Raw genomic sequence first — 2,708 nt, 5'->3', positions numbered from 1 at the left:
CCGGCTTTAGCCGCTTGCAGCTCGTAGCAGTAATCGCCAAATGGGTTGTTTATTCCAAGTGCTTTACCTTGCAGCCAAAAGTGATGAAATTCACCCGCCCAACATTCTTTGCCCGTTGCGCCAAATGAGTGAATATAATGCGTGTTTTCATCGCCCCAGTTTTCAAAGCTAATACCTAATTTAAAGCTTGCTTGAGTGGCTTTCATAAATGCTTGCTCGTTTATACCCAGCAATTTATGAAATGTACGAATAGGCGGAATTGTTGCTTCGCCAACACCTACAGTGCCAATATCGTCAGATTCAACAAGGGTTATGTTTATATTGTTACCAACTAGTTTAGCAAGTGCCGCTGCGGCCATCCAACCTGCAGTGCCGCCTCCAGCAATTACTACGTTTTTAACAGCGTTTGTTTTAGTCATTATGTGGCTGCCCATTATTTGATAAAAGATGATTTAAAAGCGCGCGATTACTTGGCAGTCCATTTAAGCACTGCGCTATTTTTTCGCGATTTTGCTGATAATAGTAATCCCCAGCGCGTGGGTCGTTAAATGTATTTTGTGCAGATACTGTTTGTGTATCAAAGCCCATGCCATATAAAACGTATTGGTAACTACTTGATGAAAACACTTCTTCGTTTTCAATAAAATCAAAGCGGCTAGGGGGTTGAAATTGCCAAAGTTTAAGTAAGTTTTGCAGGCGCTCGGGCGCGGTATTTAAATTACTAATATCTTGCCAATAAGGAGTGTCGTCGCGCTCGCTTAGCACATAATGAAGTTTTAAAAACTCAATAACGCGCTGCCAACGAGTGCTAAAACGCTCATTAAAACGCGTTTCAAGCTGGCTCATGTGGGTGCGGTTTTGCGGGAGTTGCTCGCTTATCATGCTAATTGAAAGCTCAACCATAGCAAGAGCTGACGCTTCAAGCGGCTCTAAAAAGCCAGCAGACATACCCACGGCAACACAGTTTTTAATCCAAAATTTTTGCCTGTAACCAGGGCTGAATTTTAATACGCGGTAGTTAAGTTGCTCAGCTTGTTGCTCACTGGTAGTTTTAGCTATGTAGCTTTTTAGAGTATTTGTTGCGCTTTCATCACTTTGATATTTACTGCTAAATACATAACCTGTACCACGGCGCGTTGGTAGGGCTATATCCCAAATCCAGCCGTTACTTTGCGCTGTAGATAGCGTAGCAGAGGCAATTGGTTGATTGATGTGTGCATTAGGTATTTGCGCCGCAACAGCGCTGTTATTAAATAAAATATGATCTTGCGCTATAAACTCATTATTAAAATGCTCATCAATTAAACGAGCACGAGAGCCTGAGCAATCTATAAATAAATCACCTGTTATATCGCCATTATTATTTGTTTTTAATGAAGCAATATAACCATGTTCGTCGTTAATAACCTCGGTTACATCGTCAATAATATGTGTAACGTTTAGATTTTTAACACAGTGATTTTTTAAAAACTCAGCAAATTTACCCGCATCTAAATGATAGCCATAGTTGGTGACCGCTGCATATTCGGGTGTTTGTAATTGCTTTGGTGCAAGTGCTGCTTGGCATACAAAGCTTTGCATATTAACAACGTCGGCAAATTTTTGATCAGGTGCAATACGTTGCCAGCTGGCGTGTAAATTGGTTTGCTCATAGCCTTGTGGATTCATAAAAGGGTGGTAGTAGTTTTCTCCCTCACTGAGGTTGCGCCAATTTATAAATTTAGAACCTTGCTTAAATGATGCGTCGCACTGGGTTATAAAATCAATTTCTTTAATGCCAATGCGCTGCAGCGTGTTGCGCATTGACGGCCATGTACCTTCGCCCACACCCAATATAGGCACGTTTGCTGACTCCACTAACGTTACATTAAGGTGCGGGTGTTCGGCAGCTAATAAGCCTGCGCTTAGCCAGCCGGCAGTGCCACCACCTAAAACGACTATTTTTGTTATTGGTTTGGTCATGAGTTAACACCCTAAAGTTGATAACAATTAAACTAGCATTAATACTGTTTTAAATACAAAAAAGCCGCTAGTAAAAACTAACGGCTTTGCTTTGTATTACCTTTAGAAGTTGTAACGCATACCAATATTGTAACGTGCACCTAGCTGTTGTAAGTTCCACAATTGGGCTGACGTACGGCCATGTTCGCGGCTGTTTTGCTCAGTAATGTTAAGGCCTTCAACAAAAAACGATAGTTGTTCGCTGTAGTTGTACGCAACATTAAAGTCGATTTGATAATATTCTTCAGTAAAGCCTGGCTCATTTACGTATCGAGCTGCGCTATTTAAAAACTTATCACGCCAGTTGTAAGCAATACGTGCCTGAAAATCATCGTTTTCGTACATTGCAATAAAGTTAGCTGTATCGCTTAAACCCACTAGTGCAAATTGTGTTGTAGTAGGGTCAGCGTTTACATCAAAGTCTATGTCGCCATTAACTGTGGTGTAGTTTGCTTGCACACCAAAACCGCTTTCACCAAAAAAGTGCTGAAAGGCAATTTCGAAACCATCAATGGTGGCATTTTTATTGTTGGTAGGTACTTGCGCTGTAAATTCTAGTAATGGGTCATCGCTGTTAGCAATTACATCGTAAGCGGCTTCAAACTCTTCGTAGGTCATAGAGTCAAAATCAACGCCATTTTCTGTTGCGGCAACCATTTGAAATAAGTTTGAATCGGTTAGAGCAAGTCCGCGAGATTCTAGCTCAG

General features: G+C 41.2%; 2 protein-coding genes and 1 pseudogene. All 3 read right to left on the bottom strand.

All coding sequences use genetic code 11. From position 1 onward, the window contains the following. A partial coding sequence (locus L652_RS0101520; RefSeq protein ID WP_024595357.1) for a tryptophan 7-halogenase occupies positions 1 to 419 on the bottom strand: 419 nt, incomplete at its 3' end. Next, positions 412 to 1,962 (bottom strand): tryptophan halogenase family protein, encoded by a 1,551-nt coding sequence (locus L652_RS0101515; protein ID WP_024603217.1) that lies wholly within the window; start codon positions 1,960 to 1,962, stop codon positions 412 to 414. The genes L652_RS0101520 and L652_RS0101515, both read right to left, overlap by 8 nt. A 102-nt stretch (positions 1,963 to 2,064) precedes the next feature. Further along, positions 2,065 to 2,708, bottom strand: a pseudogene (locus L652_RS0101510) (TonB-dependent receptor); the annotation flags it as partial.

Origin of the sequence: Pseudoalteromonas sp. TB25, assembly GCF_000497995.1 — a bacterium.
Taxonomy (GTDB): Bacteria; Pseudomonadota; Gammaproteobacteria; order Enterobacterales; family Alteromonadaceae; genus Pseudoalteromonas; species Pseudoalteromonas distincta.
The sequence above is the reverse complement of the archived record's forward strand: the minus strand, read 5'-3'. Positions and strand labels throughout refer to the sequence as shown.